Here is a 16,497-nt window from a genome sequence, read left to right as displayed (position 1 = left end):
TATCCTCTTCAGCCTGCTTTCACGGCGCTGCGTACGATAACGTCGCTGCCGGTAGCTCCCGGAACGGCGCCCTTGATCAGCAGCAGATTGCGCTCGGCGTCGACGCGGACGACTTCAAGGCTTTGCACGGTGCAGCGGGCGTTGCCCATCTGTCCGGCCATTTTCTTGCCTTTGAATACGCGACCCGGGGTCTGGCACATGCCGATGGAGCCCGGCGCACGGTGCGCCAGCGAGTTGCCGTGGGTAGCATCTTGGGTGCTGAAGTTCCAGCGCTTAACGCCGCCCTGGAAACCTTTACCCTTGGAGGTACCGGTCACGTCGATGAGCTGACCAGCTTCGAAGAGGGATACGGTGAGTTCGCCGCCGACTTGCGGAGCTTCTTCGCCTTCTGCCAGGCGAAACTCCATCAGCGAGCGGCCAGCTTCTACACCGGCTTTGGCAAACTGTCCAGCTTGCGCGCGGGTGAGATGCTTGGCTTTGCGGGAGCCGGCTGTTACCTGAACCGCTGCGTAGCCGTCGGATTCAACCGACTTGACGCGCGTGACGCGGTTAGGATCAACCTCAATAACGGTTACGGGCACTGAGGCGCCGTCTTCGGTGAAGACACGGGTCATCCCGGTCTTCTTACCGACCAAACCGATAGTCATTCTCAGTTCTCCTATAGTGTACGGGGCTATCACCCGCTATGGCTGCCCTTTCCAGAGCATTCCACTAGCACATTGTATGGCGCCTCACGGCGCGGCGGCTGCTGCTCACCGGTAACGCAGAAAGACAGGGTGAGCGCTGGGCCGCGAGTGTCTAGTGTAGTTAGTCGAGCTTGATTTGCACGTCGACGCCGGCGGCGAGGTCGAGCTTCATCAGCGCATCGACGGTCTTTTCGGTCGGCTCGACGATATCGAGCACGCGTTTGTGCGTACGAATCTCGTACTGGTCGCGCGCGTCCTTGTTGACGTGCGGCGAAGTCAATACGGTATAGCGCTCGCGATTGGTCGGCAGCGGAATCGGACCGCGAACCTGGGCACCAGTACGCTTGGCGGTATCAACGATTTCCGCAGTGGACTGGTCAATCAGGCGATGGTCGAACGCTTTCAGCCGAATGCGAATCTTCTGGTTCTGCATTTGCCCTAAACTCCAATGGATGTCGACGGCGCGAGCCGTCTACCCACGCATTCAAAGGATGCGCATTATAGGCACGCAGACGGGAGGTGTCAAACACTTCTCGCCAGTGCGAAGAAAGGGGGCTCTACTTGAGCCCCCTGAACCTGTGAAGGCTCGGCTTACTTGATGATCTTGGCGACGACGCCGGCACCCACGGTGCGGCCGCCTTCGCGGATCGCGAAGCGCAGGCCGTCATCCATGGCGACCGGGGCAATCAGGCTGACGGTCATCTTGACGTTGTCACCCGGCATAACCATCTCAACGCCTTCCGGCAGTTCACAGGTACCGGTGATGTCGGTGGTACGGAAGTAGAACTGCGGACGGTAGCCCTTGAAGAACGGCGTGTGACGACCGCCTTCTTCCTTGGACAGCACGTACACTTCGGCTTCGAACTCGGTGTGCGGGGTGATGGTGCCGGTCTTCGCCAGTACCTGGCCGCGTTCAACGTCGTCACGCTTGGTGCCGCGCAGCAGCGCACCGACGTTTTCGCCGGCACGACCTTCGTCGAGCAGCTTGCGGAACATTTCCACGCCGGTAACGGTTGTCTTCGTGGTGTCCTTCATGCCCACGATTTCAACTTCTTCACCGGCCTTGATGATGCCGCGCTCAACGCGACCGGTGACCACGGTACCGCGGCCAGAGATCGAGAAGACGTCCTCGATGGGCATCAGGAACGGCTGGTCGATGGCACGTTCCGGCTCCGGAATGTACTCGTCGAGTGCCTTGATCAGGTTGGCAACGGCGGTGGTGCCCATGCCGTTGTCGTCCTTGCCTTCCAGCGCCATCAGCGCGGAGCCGGTGATGATCGGGGTGTCGTCACCCGGGAAGTCGTATTCGCTGAGCAGCTCGCGAACTTCCATTTCGACCAGCTCAAGGAGCTCTTCGTCGTCGACCATGTCGGCCTTGTTCAGGAACACGACGATGTACGGTACGCCAACCTGGCGAGACAGCAGGATGTGCTCGCGGGTTTGCGGCATGGGGCCGTCGGCGGCAGAACAGACCAGAATGGCGCCGTCCATCTGGGCCGCACCGGTGATCATGTTCTTGACGTAGTCGGCGTGCCCCGGGCAGTCAACGTGCGCGTAGTGGCGATCTTCCGACTGGTACTCGACGTGGGACGTCGCGATCGTAATACCGCGCTCGCGCTCTTCCGGCGCGTTGTCGATCGCTGCGAACTCGCTCCAGTCGCCGCCGAATACTTCGGCGGAAACGCGAGTCAGCGCTGCTGTCAGCGTGGTCTTGCCGTGGTCAACGTGACCGATGGTACCGACGTTGATATGCGGTTTGGAACGTTCGAATTTTTCCTTAGCCACTGCTATAACCTCTTTACGTTAGCTAACGGTTAACCGTTTTGGTTGATGACGGCTTCTACGATGCTGGAGGGCGCCTCGTCGTACTGGGCAAACTCCATGGAGTAGCTTGCACGGCCCTGGGTCTGAGAGCGCAGATCGGTTGCATAACCGAACATCTCGCCCAGCGGCACCGTGGCGCGGATGACTTTACCAGCGGTTGTGTCATCCATGCCCTGCACCAGACCGCGACGACGGTTCAGGTCGCCCATGACGTCACCCATGAACTCCTCGGGGGTCACGACCTCGACCTTCATCACCGGTTCCAGCAGCACGGCCTTGGCCTTTTTGGCACCTTCTTTGACTGCCATGGAAGAGGCAATCTTGAACGCGGTCTCGTTGGAGTCCACGTCATGGTAGGAACCATCTAACAGCGTGACCTTGACGTCAATCATCGGATAGCCCGCGATAACGCCGTTTTGCAGCTGCTCATAGGCCCCTTTTTCGACGGCGGGTACGTACTCTTTGGGCACGACGCCGCCAACGATTTCGGAGTTGAACTTGAAGAAAATCTCGTCGTCGCCTTCGCCCTTTTCTTCGTAGGTAAGGGGCTCAATGCGCATGACGACGTGGCCGTACTGGCCGCGACCGCCGGACTGGCGAACGAACTTGCCTTCCTGTTCGACGTTGCCGCGGATGGTTTCGCGGTAAGCCACCTGCGGCTTGCCGATATTCGCCTCGACCTTGAACTCGCGACGCATGCGGTCAACGATGATGTCCAGGTGCAGCTCACCCATTCCCGAGATAATGGTCTGGCCGGTCTCTTCGTCGGTTTTCACCTGGAAGGACGGATCTTCCTGGGCCAGCTTGCCAAGCGCGGTACCCATCTTTTCCTGGTCGGCCTTGGACTTCGGCTCTACGGCGACCGAAATAACCGGGTCCGGAAACTCCATGCGCTCAAGGATGATCTTGTCGTTGATATCGCACAGCGTATCGCCGGTGGTCACGTCTTTCAGACCGATACAGGCGGCGATATCGCCGGCGCGCACTTCCTTGATTTCTTCGCGGGAGTTGGCGTGCATCTGTACCAGACGGCCGATACGCTCTTTTTTGTCGCGCACGGAATTATAGACGCTGTCGCCGGAATTCAGCACGCCGGAATAGACGCGAATGAAGGTCAGCGTACCCACGAACGGGTCGGTAGCGATCTTGAACGCCAGTGCGGCAAACGGTGCCTTGTCGTCGGCTTCACGCGTGGCGACGGTACCGTTTTTGTCGTCAAGCTCACCTTCGATGGCCTTGACCTCGGTGGGCGACGGCAGGTATTCAACAACCGAGTCGAGCACGGCCTGAACGCCTTTGTTCTTGAACGCCGAGCCGCAGGTAACCAGCACGATCTCGTTGTCCAGGGTGCGGCGGCGCAGACCGGCCTTGATTTCAGCGTTGGACAGCTCACCTTCTTCAAGGTATTTGTCCATCAGCTCTTCGGACGCCTCGGCGGCGGATTCCACCATCTGCTCGCGATATTTTTCGGCGGTTTCCTGAAGCTCGGCCGGGATGTCCAGCAGCTCATAGGAGGCGCCGAAATTGTCCTGGCTCCAGAGGATCGCCTTCATCTCGATAAGATCGATGACGCCCTTGAAGTCTTCCTCGGTGCCCCAGTTGATCTGGATCGGCACGGCATTGGCGTTCAAGCGCGTGCTCAGCTGGTCGACCACGTTGAAAAAGTCAGCGCCGGTGCGGTCCATCTTGTTGACAAACACCAGGCGCGGCACTTCGTACTTGTCGGCCTGACGCCAGACGGTTTCCGTCTGCGGCTGTACGCCGGAGCTGCCGCAAAGCACCACAACCGCGCCGTCCAGCACGCGCAGTGAACGCTCGACTTCGATGGTGAAGTCGACGTGCCCGGGGGTGTCGATGATGTTGATGCGGTGCTCGTCGAACTGATGGCTCATGCCTTTCCAGAACGTCGTGACAGCAGCCGAGGTGATGGTGATACCACGCTCTTGCTCCTGAGACATCCAGTCAGTCGTCGAGGCGCCCTCGTGGGTCTCCCCCAGCTTGTGGTTGATACCGGTGTAAAACAGCACGCGTTCAGTGGTGGTGGTTTTACCGGCATCGACGTGGGCGACGATGCCCAGGTTACGATAGCGATTTAGTGGAGTCTTGCGTGCCACGGTGGAAACTCCCGTTTGTTGGCAATGCTCGTGGGTCCAGCTAGCGACGCCTTAAGGCAGGTGACCGCCGCCCTGCAGCGGCGGCTTTGCCTTCAAAACGCGAAACCGGTGCGTTTCGCTCAGCGCCGCAATTAAAAGCGGAAGTGAGAGAAGGCCTTGTTGGCTTCTGCCATGCGGTGCACGTCTTCACGCTTTTTAACAGCGGAGCCCTTGCCATCGGCGGCGTCCAGAATTTCACCGGCCAGACGCTGCACCATGGTTTTCTCACCGCGACGACGCGCCGCGTCGGCCAGCCAGCGCATGGCCAGCGCACTACGACGCGACGGACGAACTTCTACCGGCACCTGATAGGTCGCACCGCCAACGCGGCGCGACTTGACTTCGACCATGGGCTGGATGGCTTCCAGCGCTTTTTCGAAGGTATCCAGCGGCTCGTCTTTATTACGCTCGGCAACCTTGTCCAACGCACCATAGACGATACGCTCAGCTACGGACTTCTTGCCGCTGATCATCAGGTGGTTCATGAACTTGGCGAGGCGCTCGCTTTTGAACTTGGGATCCGGCAGGATCTCGCGCTTCGCTACAATCTTCCTTCTAGGCATGATAAGCCCTCTATCAAGGATCCTTCAGGTAAACCCGGAACTCGTGCTGCACGCTGTTTGCCGTTTACAGCACCGCCCGACCTTACTCTTATCAGACCGTTTGCAAATATGTTTCAACCGGCAGCGCCGCCGCCGACTAACGCTCGTATCGCGCTATATCAGGACTTCGGACGCTTGGTACCGTACTTGGAACGGCCCTGGCGACGGTTCTGTACGCCGGAGGTATCCAGCGCGCCGCGAACGGTATGATAGCGCACACCCGGCAAGTCCTTGACCCGGCCGCCGCGGATCAGTACCACGGAGTGCTCTTGCAGGTTGTGGCCTTCACCGCCGATATAAGACGCCACTTCAAAGCCGTTGGTCAGGCGCACACGGCACACCTTACGCAGGGCCGAGTTGGGCTTTTTCGGGGTGGTGGTGTAGACGCGGGTGCAAACGCCGCGCTTTTGCGGGCAGGCCTGCAGCGCCGGCACGTCATTTTTCTTGACGGCGCGCTTGCGCGGCTTGCGCACTAGCTGATTAATCGTTGCCATAGTAAGTAGCTGACTCCAATGGTTGCCTTGCTTTAGCAGCGGTTTCGGGCGCACCCGCCCCACTGTTAAAGGCTGCGCATTCTAAGGGCTCGGCCAGCGCGGCGTCAAGCACTACGGGCGGTTACCCGTCTGACGCCGCGCCGGCTCGATGCCCGGGTTAGAGCTCGTCGTCGTCATCCAGCGCGGTCAGCTGGGCGCCAAGCTCTTGTTCGACCTCGGTTGCCGACGGATTGAACAACCGCTCTTCGTCGTCGCGACGGCGACGGCGTTCGGCGTGGTGGGTAAGCCCGGTGCCGGCCGGAATCAAACGGCCCACCACCACGTTTTCCTTCAGCCCGCGCAGGTAGTCGCGCTTGCCGGTCACCGCCGCTTCGGTCAGCACGCGGGTGGTTTCCTGGAACGACGCCGCCGAAATGAACGACTCGGTGGCAAGGCTCGCCTTGGTGATGCCCAGCAGCAGGCGCTGATACTTGGCCGGGAACTTGCCTTCCTGCTCAAGACGGGCATTCTGTTCGAGCACGCGCACAAGCTCCGCCTGATCGCCGGTGATGAAATCCGAGTCGCCGGCGTCGGTGATTTCCACCTTGCGCAGCATCTGACGCACGATCACTTCGATGTGCTTGTCGTTGATGCCCACGCCCTGCAGCCGGTAGACATCCTGCACTTCGGCGGTGATGTACTTGGCCAGATCGGTCACGCCAAGCAGACGCAAAATATCGTGCGGGTTGCTCGGGCCGTCGGAGATGACTTCGCCTTTCTCCACGGTTTCGCCTTCAAACACTGCAATCTGGCGCCATTTGGGAATCAGCATCTCGAACGGATCGCCGTCTTCCGGGGTGATCGTCAGGCGGCGCTTGCCCTTGGTTTCCTTGCCAAAGCTGATCATGCCGCTGATCTCGGCGAGAATCGCCGATTCCTTGGGCTTGCGCGCTTCGAACAGATCCGCCACCCGCGGCAGACCGCCGGTGATGTCCTTGTTACCGGACGCTTCTACCGGAATACGTGCGACCACTTCACCCACGCCGATGTGGGCGCCGTCGTCCACGGAGATCACCGACTTGCCGGGCAGCGGGTACTGTACCGGCGTGTTGGAACCGGCAATCACCACGTATTCGCCGGCGTCGTCTTTGAGCATGATCATCGGCCGCTTGTCGCGCCCCGAAACCGGGCGGGACGCCGATTCGATAACTTCAATGGACGACAGGCCGGTCATCTCATCCACCGTACGGTGCATGGTGACGCCTTCGTCAAGGTCGACGAACTGCGCCTGGCCTTCCATTTCGGCCACGATCGGGTGGGTGTGCGGATCCCACTTGGCCACGGCCTGTCCCGGCGCGACGTGGTCACCGTCACGCACGTCAAGCACCGCACCGTAAGGCAGCTTGTAGTATTCGCGCTCGCGGCCGTGATCGTCGGCGACGGCCAGCGCACTGGAGCGCGATACCACTACCAGCTTACCGTCGCCGCGCTCGACGTGCTTGATGTTGTGCAGACGCACGCTGCCGCCGTGCTTGACCTGGACGCTGTCGATGGCCGAGGCCCGCGAGGCGGCGCCGCCGATGTGGAAGGTCCGCATGGTCAGCTGAGTACCCGGCTCACCGATGGACTGGGCGGCGATGACGCCGACCGATTCACCGACGTTGACCTGGTGACCGCGGGCCAGATCGCGGCCGTAACAGGCCGAGCAAACGCCGTGGCTGGTGTCACAGCTGATGGTGGAGCGCACCACGATCTCATCGACGCCCATGGTTTCCAGCGCCGCACACCAGGCTTCGTCCAGCAGCGTATTGCGCGCAATCAGCACCTCGTCGGTGCGCGGATCCACTACGTCCCGCGCCACCACACGGCCCAGCACGCGCTGGGACAGCGGCACAATAATATCGCCGCCTTCGATGATCGGGTGCAGCGTCAGGCCGTTTTCAGTGCCGCAGTCGGCCTGGGTAATGACCAGATCCTGCGCCACGTCGACCAGGCGGCGGGTCAGGTAGCCGGAGTTGGCAGTCTTCAGCGCCGTATCCGCCAAGCCCTTACGCGCGCCGTGGGTGGAGATGAAGTACTGCAGTACGTTCAGCCCCTCACGGAAGTTGGCGATGATCGGCGTTTCGATGATCGAACCGTCCGGCTTGGCCATCAGGCCGCGCATGCCCGCCAGCTGGCGAATCTGGGCCGCGCTGCCCCGGGCGCCGGAGTCGGCCATGATGAACACGCTGTTGAACGAGTCCTGCTCGACCTCGTTGCCGTCGCGGTCGATCACGTTTTCCTTGGAGATACCGGTCATCATCGCCTTGGCCACCTGGTCGTTGGCCCGGGCCCAGATATCGATGACCTTGTTGTACTTCTCGCCGGCGGTCACCAGCCCTGAAGAGAACTGGTCTTCGATTTCCTTGACCTCATCTTCGGCGCCGGCCACGATTTCCGCCTTGGCATCGGGAATAACGAAGTCGTTGACGCCGATGGATGCCCCGGACCAGGTCGCCATGCGAAAGCCGGTGTACATCAGCTGGTCGGCGAAGATGACCGTGGGCTTGAGCCCGGAGCGGCGATAGACCTCGTTGATCAGCGCGGAAATCGCCTTTTTCTTCATGGGCTGATCGATCAGCTCGAAGGGCACACCCTCAGGCAGGATGCGAAACAGCAGCGCCCGGCCCACGGTGGTGTCCTTGATGCACCGATGGGTGGAATACTCGCCGGTTTCCTCGTTGATCTCGACGTCGTCCAGGCGCACCTTGATGCGCGCGTGCAGCGCCACCGACTGGGTGCCGAAAGCGCGCTCGACCTCGTTGAGATCGGCAAAGATCATGCCTTCGCCGCGGTCGTTGATCTTTTCCCGGGTCATGTAATAAAGACCCAGCACCACGTCCTGGGACGGCACGATGATCGGCTCGCCGTTGGCCGGTGAGAGCACGTTGTTGGTGGCCATCATCAGCGCCCGGGCTTCCAGCTGGGCTTCCAGCGTCAGCGGCACGTGCACGGCCATCTGGTCGCCGTCGAAGTCGGCGTTGTAGGCCGCGCACACCAGCGGGTGCAGCTGAATCGCCTTGCCTTCGATGAGCAGCGGCTCAAACGCCTGGATACCCAGGCGGTGCAGGGTCGGCGCGCGGTTAAGCAGCACCGGGTGCTCGCGAATGACGTCGGCGAGGATGTCCCACACTTCCGCCGTCTCACGCTCGACCATCTTCTTGGCGGCCTTGATCGTTGAGGCGTAGCCCAGCGACTGCAGCTTGGAGTAGATAAACGGCTTGAACAGCTCCAGCGCCATCTTCTTGGGCAGACCGCACTGGTGCAGGCGCAGGGTCGGGCCCACGGTGATCACCGAGCGGCCGGAGTAGTCCACGCGCTTGCCCAGCAGGTTCTGGCGAAAACGCCCCTGCTTGCCCTTGATCATGTCGGCCAGCGATTTCAGCGGGCGCTTGTTGGAGCCGGTGATCGCCCGGCCGCGGCGGCCGTTGTCCAACAGCGCATCCACGGCTTCCTGCAGCATGCGCTTCTCGTTGCGCACGATGATGTCCGGCGCGCTGAGATCCAGCAGGCGCTTCAGGCGGTTGTTGCGGTTGATCACCCGGCGGTACAGATCGTTGAGATCCGAGGTCGCAAAGCGGCCGCCGTCCAGCGGTACCAGCGGACGCAGATCCGGCGGCAGCACCGGCAGCACTTCCATGACCATCCACGCCGGGGCGTTGCCGGAGTAGTAAAAGGCTTCCAAAAGCTTCAGGCGCTTGGACAGCTTTTTGATCTTGGTTTCCGAGTTGGTCTGCGGAATCTCTTCGCGCAGCTGGTTGATCTCTTCTTCCAGATCGATGTCCTTGAGCAGCTCCTGGACGGCTTCGGCGCCCATGCGCGCGTCGAAGTCGTCGCCGAACTCTTCCAGCGCCTCGAAGTACTGCTCGTCGTTGAGCAGCTGGCCGCGCTCAAGCGTGGTCATGCCCGGATCAATCACCACAAACGACTCGAAGTACAGCACCCGCTCGATGTCGCGCAGGGTCATGTCCAGGAACATGCCGATACGCGAGGGCAGTGATTTCAAAAACCAGATGTGCGCCACCGGCGAGGCCAGCTCGATGTGGCCCATGCGGTCGCGGCGCACGGCCGCTTTGGTGACTTCAACGCCGCACTTCTCGCAGATAATGCCGCGGTGCTTCATGCGCTTGTACTTGCCGCACAGGCACTCGTAATCCTTCACCGGGCCAAAGATCTTGGCGCAGAACAGACCATCCCGTTCCGGCTTGAACGTACGATAGTTGATGGTCTCGGGCTTTTTCACCTCACCGAAGGACCAGGAGCGAATCATGTCCGGCGACGCCAGGGTAATCTTGATGGCGTCGAACTCTTCGGACTGTGATTGCGATTTGAGGACTTTCACCAAATCTTTCATTGGGGGCTCCTAGCTCTCTAACTCGATATCGATGCCCAGCGAGCGGATTTCCTTCACCAGCACGTTGAAGGATTCCGGCATGCCTGCCTGCATGGTGTGGTCGCCGTCGACGATGTTTTTGTACATCTTGGTGCGCCCCTCGACGTCGTCCGACTTGACGGTGAGCATTTCCTGCAGCGTGTACGCCGCGCCGTACGCCTCAAGGGCCCAGACCTCCATCTCGCCGAAGCGCTGGCCGCCGAACTGCGCCTTGCCGCCCAGCGGCTGCTGGGTGACCAGCGAGTAGGAGCCGGTAGAGCGGGCGTGCATCTTGTCATCAACCAGGTGGTTGAGCTTGAGGATGTACATGTAGCCCACGGTGACCGGGCGATCGAAGCGCTCGCCGGTGCGGCCGTCGTACAGCGTCAGCTGGCCGGAGTCCGGCAGGTCGGCCAGACGCAGCAGGTGTTTGATCTCGGGCTCTTCGGCACCGTCAAACACCGCGGTGGCCATGGGCACGCCGTCCTTGAGGTTTTTCGCCAGGGCGATGACTTCGTCGTCGTCGAGCTGGGAGAGATCCTCAACCTTGAGCGTGCTTTCAGTGTTGTACACCTGCCCCAGAAAGTCGCGGATTTCAGCGACCTGGGTCTGGCGGGCATCGCGCAGCATGTGATCAATCTTGACCCCGAGCCCGCGAGCGGCCATGCCCAGGTGGGTTTCCAGAATCTGGCCCACGTTCATCCGCGAGGGCACGCCCAGCGGGTTGAGCACTACGTCTACAGGCTCGCCCTGGTCGTCAAACGGCATGTCTTCGACCGGCATGATTTCGGAAATCACGCCCTTGTTACCGTGACGGCCGGCCATTTTGTCGCCGGGCTGAATGCGACGCTTCACTGCCATGTAGATCTTGACGATCTTGAGCACGCCCGGCGCCAGATCGTCGCCCTGGGTGAGCTTGCGCTTTTTGTCTTCAAAGCGCTCGTCCATTTCCTTGCGGCGATTTTCCAGCTGCTCGTCGGCCTGGGCCAGAAGCTCGTTGTGGGTTTCGTCCTGCATGCGCAGCTTGAACCACTGCTGACGCGGCAGCGCATCCAGGTACGCCTCGTCAAGCACGTCGCCCTTGGCAAGCTCTGGGCCGCCGTTGACGGTCTGGCCCGTCAGGGTACGCTTCAGACGCTCGAAAGTGGCGTCTTCGGCGATGCGGTAGGTTTCCTGCAGGTCGCGGCGCACTTCGTCGAGCTGCATTTCCTCGATGGAAAGCGCCCGGGCGTCTTTTTCCACGCCGTCACGGGTAAATACCTGCACGTCGATAACGGTGCCGTTCATGCCGGTCGGGGCGCGCAGCGAGGTGTCTTTCACATCGCTTGCCTTCTCACCGAAAATCGCACGCAGCAGTTTTTCTTCCGGGGTCAGCTGTGTTTCGCCCTTGGGCGTGACCTTGCCGACCAGGATATCGCCCGGGCCGACCTCGGCGCCGATATACACCACGCCGGCTTCATCCAGCTTGCCCAGCGCCGACTCGCCGACGTTGGGGATGTCCGAGGTGATCTCTTCCGGCCCCAGCTTGGTGTCGCGCGAAACGCACGTCAGCTCCTGGATGTGAATCGTGGTGAAGCGATCTTCCTGGGCCACGCGCTCGGAGATGAGGATGGAGTCCTCAAAGTTGTAGCCGTTCCACGGCATGAACGCCATGCGCATGTTCTGGCCCAGCGCCAGATCGCCCATATCCACGGACGGGCCGTCGGCGAGGATGTCGCCCGCGGCGACGTGATCGCCCGTTTGCACGATGGGACGCTGGTTCATGCAGGTGTTCTGGTTGGAGCGCACGTACTTGGTCAGGTTGTAGATGTCCACGCCGGCTTCACCGCCGATGATTTCATCCTCGTTGACCCGGACCACCACGCGACGGGCGTCGACAGAGTCGATGACGCCGCCGCGGCGTGCCACTTCGCACACGCCGGAATCCCGGGCGACGAAGCGCTCCATGCCGGTGCCGACAAGCGGCTTGTCGGCGCGCAGGGTGGGCACGGCCTGGCGCTGCATGTTCGCCCCCATCAGGGCGCGGTTGGCGTCGTCGTGCTCAAGAAACGGAATCAGGGCCGCCGCCACGGAGACCACCTGGCGCGGCGAGACGTCCATCAGGGTGATCTGCTCCGGGCGCATGAAGGTGGTTTCCCCCCGGTGGCGCGCCTGGACCAGGTCGTCGTTCAGCCGGCCGTTTTCGTCCACCGCGGCGGAGGCCTGGGCGATCACGTAGTCGCCTTCCTCAATGGCCGAAAGGTGAACCACCTCGTCGGTCACCTGGCAGTCCACGACCTTGCGGTACGGCGTCTCAAGGAAGCCGTAGCTGTTGGTGTGGCTGTAGGTGGCCAGCGAGTTGATCAGGCCGATGTTGGGCCCTTCCGGCGTCTCGATCGGACACAGCCGGCCGTAGTGCGTGGCGTGAACGTCGCGCACCTCGAAACCGGCACGTTCACGGGTCAACCCGCCCGGCCCGAGCGCGGAAACCCGACGCTTGTGAGTCACCTCGGACAGCGGGTTGTTCTGGTCCATGAACTGCGACAGCTGACTGGAGCCGAAGAACTCCTTCACCGCCGCCGCCACCGGCTTGGCGTTGATCAGATCCTGAGGCATCAACCCTTCGCTTTCGGCCATGGACAGGCGCTCGCGCACCGCGCGCTCAACCCGCACCAGGCCTACGCGGAACTGGTTTTCGGCCATTTCGCCGACGCAGCGGATGCGGCGGTTGCCCAGGTGGTCGATGTCGTCGACGTCGCCAAAGCCGTTGCGGATGCTGATCATCTCGCGCAGCACATCAAGAATATCGTCGCGATTGAGCACGCCGGAGCCGGTGTCGGATTCCCGACGCAGGCGGCGGTTGAACTTCATGCGGCCAACGCCGGACAGATCGTAGCGGTCCTCACTGAAGAACAAATTGTGGAACAGCGTCTCGGCGGCTTCCTTGGTGGGCGGCTCGCCGGGGCGCATCATGCGATAGATTTCCACCAGCGCTTCCAGACGCGAGCCGGTGGTGTCCAGCTTCAGGGTGTCGGAGATGAACGAGCCGCAGTCCAGATCGTTGGTGTAAAGCGTTTCGATCCGGGTGATGCCGCCCTGGCCGAGCTGCTCCAGCAGCTCCGGGGTAATTTCGGTGTTGCACGGGCAAATCAGCTCGCCGGTTTTGGCGTCGATCTGATCTTTCGCCAGTACCTTGCCGCACAGGTACTCCATGGGCACTTCGAGGCGCTTGAGCCCGGCTTTTTCCAGCTGGCGGATGTGCTTTTGGGTGACCCGGCGGCCTTCTTCGACGATGATATTGCCGTCGCCGTCCTTGATGTCGAAGGTGGCGGTCTCACCGCGCAGGCGCGTGGGCACCAGCTCCACAAAGAAGCCGTTTTTCTCGATGTGAAACACGCTGGTATCAAAGAATTCAGCGAGAATTTCCTCAGCGCTCATGCCCAGTGCGCGCATCAGCACAGACGCCGGCAGCTTGCGGCGACGGTCGATGCGCACAAAGACGTTGTCCTTGGGATCGAACTCGAAATCAAGCCAGGAGCCGCGGTACGGAATCACCCGGGCGGAGTACAAAAGCTTGCCGGAGGAATGGCTCTTGCCCTTGTCGTGGTCAAAGAACACGCCCGGGCTGCGGTGGAGCTGGGAGACAATGACGCGCTCGGTGCCGTTGATGACAAAGGTACCGTTTTCGGTCATCAGGGGGATTTCCCCCATGTAGACTTCCTGCTCCTTGATATCCTTGATGGCCTTGTTCGAAGAGTCGCGATCATAGATGATCAAGCGAACCTTGACGCGCAGCGGAGCGGAGTAGGTTACGCCACGCAGCTGGCATTCCTTGACATCGAACGCCGGCGTGCCGAAACGATAGCTGACATATTCCAGTGCCGCGTTACCAGAGAAGCTCTCGATCGGAAACACGGACTTGAACGCCGCGTGCAGGCCGACTTCGAAGCGCTCGTCGGGCGAACGATCCTGCTGGAGAAAGTCGTAGTAGGAATCCAGCTGGATGGCCAGCAAGTAAGGCACATCCATCACTTGGGGCAGTTTGCCGAAATCCTTGCGGATGCGTTTTTTCTCAGTGTATGAGTAAGCCATCTGTATTCCCCAGCTTGTTCACCATGGGTGGCCGATGCGTGGTCATCTGCCCCGCGGGCGTTTCAGACGCAGACAGCAAGCTCCTTGTCGGGTAGCTCGCCGTCAAAAATTCTGTATGTCGTTGCGTTATTCAACGCATTTCTGCTGCCGCGCCTTGACGCCACGGATGCCTGGCCTGCCGTTCGCGGCCGAACATCGGCGAAACGCTGCATTATGGCAGTATGACAGCAACAGAAAAAGGCCGGCAGCGGGATAACCCCGCCGCCAGCCGCGGAAGCTTACGCAGCGCGTAAAGCCGCCGGCATCAAAATCACTTGAGCTCGACGGAGGCGCCAGCTTCTTCCAGCTTGGTCTTCGCTTCTTCAGCGTCTTCCTTGGACATCGCTTCCTTGATGGTCGCCGGCGCGCCGTCAACGGCACCCTTGGCTTCCTTCAGGCCAAGCCCTGTGATCTCACGAACCGCCTTGATCACGTTGACCTTCTTGGCGCCGGCGCCTGTCAGCACCAGGTCAAACTCGGTCTGCTCTTCTTCGGCTTCGGCTTCACCGCCGCCCGGGCCGGCAACGACAGCGGCCGCTGCGGTCACGCCGAATTTCTCTTCCATCGCCTCGATCAGCTCGGCGACTTCCATGACGGACATGTCGGCGACGGCGTTGATGATATCGTCTTTGCTAAGTGCCATGATTTCTTTCCTAACGTTGCGGTGGTCTCGCCCAAGCGAAACCCAAAAGTGTTTGCCTGGCTCGTGCAGCGACGGCTTTCACCCCGCTGCCATTGCAAAAAGGGGCTTACGCCGCTTCTTCTTTCTGGACGCGCAGCGCATCCAGGGTACGAACCAGCTTGCCAGCAGAGGCTTCTTTCATCACCGACATCAACTGGGCAATTGCCTCGTCGTAGGTCGGCAGGGTTGCCAGACGGTCAATATCGGCAGCCGGGATGAACTCACCTTCGTAGGCCAGCGCCTTGACTTCGAAGTCCGGTGCGCTTTTGGTGAATTCCTTGAACAGCCGCGCGGCAGCGCCGGGGTGCTCGTTGGAAAACGCCAGCAGCGTCGGACCGACAAACGTCTCGTTCAGGCATTCCCACTGGGTGCCTGTCAGGGCGCGGCGTGCCAGCGTGTTGCGCACAACACGGATCTGCACGCCATTCTCGCGGGCCTGCTTGCGCAGGTCGGTCATCTTGTCGACCGCAACGCCACGAGAATCGGCAACAACGACGGAGAGTGCGTCCTTGGCCGCTTCACTGACTTCGGCAACAATCGCTTTCTTGCCTTCAAGTGCTAGTGGCACAGTCATCACTCCTTCGTGCCGGAAACCCGACGGGCTTCCGAGTTACCATCTCTTCCCACCCGCAGGCGGGAAGCCTTGGGATGGTGCTCACCAGAAAGCGCAACGCGACATCCTGTTTTCATAGCGAGCGGTTTGCAACGCTCGCTCGATGTCTTACTGACTGGCGGCAACACCATCTGCGCAGGCGCTACGCATTAAGCCACTGCCTGCCGCGGCAAACAGCGGCACCTGCGGTCTTTGACGGTGCACCGCGCCTGGCACGGAGACCGCAAAGTTTTTATCAGGAGCAAGCCCTATACCAGCGACGTATGGTCGATGGTCAGGCCCGGCCCCATGGTGCTGGACAGGGTCATTTTCTTGAAATAAACGCCCTTGGAGGTGCTCGGCTTGAGACGCTTGAGGTCAGCGACCAGCGCTTCAAGGTTGCCCTTGATAGCGGCCGCGTCGAAGTCGGCCTTGCCCAGCGTTGTGTGAATAATACCGTTTTTATCGGTACGAAAGCGCACCTGGCCGGCCTTGGCGTTCTTGACCGCGGTGGCCACGTCCGGCGTTACCGTACCGACTTTCGGGTTCGGCATCAGCCCGCGCGGGCCGAGAATCTGACCCAGCTGGCCAACGACACGCATCGCGTCGGGCGAGGCAATCACCACGTCAAAGTCGAGATTGCCCTTTTTCACTTCAGCGGCCAGGTCGTCCATACCCACGATGTCGGCACCGGCGTCTTTCGCTGCCTGCTCGTTGGCGCCCTGAGTGAAGACGGCGACGCGCACGTCCTTGCCGGTACCGTTGGGCATCACGGTGGCACCGCGAACGACCTGGTCGGATTTACGCGGATCTACGCCCAGGTTGACGGCGACATCCACAGACTCTTTGAAGTTCACGGTAGAGAGCTCGGCGAGCAGCGCCACCGCCTCGTCAAGGGAGTAGGTCTTGTTGGCGTCGACCTTGTCGCGAATCCGCTGTGCGCGCTTGGTTAGCTTAGCCATGA

Annotated in this window: 11 protein-coding genes; all 11 read right to left on the bottom strand. The window is 61.1% G+C overall.

From position 1 onward, the window contains the following. Positions 1 to 8: 8 nt before the first annotated feature. The 11 genes from rplC to rplA all read right to left on the bottom strand — a co-directional run bounded on the left by rplC (position 9) and on the right by rplA (position 16,495). The gene (gene rplC, locus ABD654_RS10860) at positions 9 to 647 is read right to left on the bottom strand and encodes a 50S ribosomal protein L3 (protein ID WP_344704903.1); all 639 of its coding nucleotides are present in this window, start codon (positions 645 to 647) and stop codon (positions 9 to 11) included. A gap of 160 nt (positions 648 to 807) precedes the next feature. Next, positions 808 to 1,119: a 30S ribosomal protein S10 gene (rpsJ, locus tag ABD654_RS10855; protein ID WP_344704902.1), complete on the bottom strand. Its 312-nt coding sequence runs from the start codon at positions 1,117 to 1,119 to the stop codon at positions 808 to 810. Between the two features lie 158 nt (positions 1,120 to 1,277). After that, entirely contained in the window at positions 1,278 to 2,471 is a 1,194-nt protein-coding gene (tuf, locus tag ABD654_RS10850; protein ID WP_344704901.1) for an elongation factor Tu, read from the bottom strand. 29 nt (positions 2,472 to 2,500) lie between these two features. Next, positions 2,501 to 4,624 (bottom strand): elongation factor G, encoded by a 2,124-nt coding sequence (fusA, locus tag ABD654_RS10845; RefSeq protein ID WP_344704900.1) that lies wholly within the window; start codon positions 4,622 to 4,624, stop codon positions 2,501 to 2,503. 131 nt (positions 4,625 to 4,755) lie between these two features. Beyond that, positions 4,756 to 5,226 (bottom strand): 30S ribosomal protein S7, encoded by a 471-nt coding sequence (gene rpsG / locus ABD654_RS10840; RefSeq protein WP_344704899.1) that lies wholly within the window; start codon positions 5,224 to 5,226, stop codon positions 4,756 to 4,758. Between the two features lie 158 nt (positions 5,227 to 5,384). Then, positions 5,385 to 5,759 (bottom strand): 30S ribosomal protein S12, encoded by a 375-nt coding sequence (rpsL, locus tag ABD654_RS10835; RefSeq protein ID WP_344704898.1) that lies wholly within the window; start codon positions 5,757 to 5,759, stop codon positions 5,385 to 5,387. 157 nt (positions 5,760 to 5,916) lie between these two features. Beyond that, positions 5,917 to 10,131 (bottom strand): DNA-directed RNA polymerase subunit beta', encoded by a 4,215-nt coding sequence (gene rpoC / locus ABD654_RS10830; RefSeq protein WP_344704897.1) that lies wholly within the window; start codon positions 10,129 to 10,131, stop codon positions 5,917 to 5,919. Between the two features lie 9 nt (positions 10,132 to 10,140). Beyond that, positions 10,141 to 14,220: a DNA-directed RNA polymerase subunit beta gene (gene rpoB, locus ABD654_RS10825; protein WP_344704896.1), complete on the bottom strand. Its 4,080-nt coding sequence runs from the start codon at positions 14,218 to 14,220 to the stop codon at positions 10,141 to 10,143. A 310-nt stretch (positions 14,221 to 14,530) separates the two neighbouring features. Next, positions 14,531 to 14,902 carry a 50S ribosomal protein L7/L12 gene (gene rplL, locus ABD654_RS10820; protein ID WP_344704895.1) on the bottom strand — a complete coding sequence of 124 codons (372 nt, stop codon included), beginning with the start codon at positions 14,900 to 14,902 and terminating at the stop codon, positions 14,531 to 14,533. A gap of 106 nt (positions 14,903 to 15,008) precedes the next feature. Further along, positions 15,009 to 15,509 carry a 50S ribosomal protein L10 gene (gene rplJ / locus ABD654_RS10815; protein ID WP_344704894.1) on the bottom strand — a complete coding sequence of 167 codons (501 nt, stop codon included), beginning with the start codon at positions 15,507 to 15,509 and terminating at the stop codon, positions 15,009 to 15,011. Positions 15,510 to 15,802: 293 nt separating this feature from the next. Continuing rightward, positions 15,803 to 16,495, bottom strand: a complete 693-nt coding sequence (rplA, locus tag ABD654_RS10810) for a 50S ribosomal protein L1 (RefSeq protein ID WP_344704893.1) — start codon at positions 16,493 to 16,495, stop codon at positions 15,803 to 15,805. Positions 16,496 to 16,497 lie beyond the last annotated feature (2 nt).

The sequence above is a fragment of the Halomonas cibimaris genome (assembly GCF_039537045.1).
Classification (GTDB): Bacteria; Pseudomonadota; Gammaproteobacteria; order Pseudomonadales; family Halomonadaceae; genus Vreelandella; species Vreelandella cibimaris.
This window is presented reverse-complemented; position numbering and strand designations above follow the sequence as displayed.